The sequence below is a fragment of the Pseudomonas sp. AC463 genome, from assembly GCF_979253585.1.
On sequence record NZ_CEEDDZ010000423.1, the window covers coordinates 1 to 299 of the forward strand.

At 65.6% G+C, this 299-nt stretch carries 1 protein-coding gene; it reads left to right on the forward strand.

Going from position 1 to position 299, the window contains the following annotated elements:
* Positions 1–65 precede the first annotated feature (65 nt).
* Positions 66–299: hypothetical protein (locus tag AC0IYH_RS30815; protein ID WP_471837973.1), on the forward strand; the 234-nt coding region annotated here is incomplete at its 3' end.

A 299-nucleotide genomic window follows, 5' to 3' on the forward strand; every position in this document is an offset into this window, starting at 1 on the left:
CGAGAATAGGCCTCCCGGTTGCTGACGTTCCGCACCGGGTCGCTCCAGATCAAGGAGATGTTGAGATGATCGCCTGGTTCCGCGCCGACGCACCGATCCGCCGCAAGTTCGACGTGTTGTTCGTCACCTATGTCACGCTGGCCGCGATACCGGTCGCGACGACGGCACTGGCCCTGACCGGGACCCAGAGCTCGACCGCGCTGCTGGGTACGGCCACGGCCGCGCTGATAATGGTGGCGATCGTCGCGATCTCCGCCAAGCGTCTGATCTGCGACCCCTACGTTGGCACGGTGGTGCGG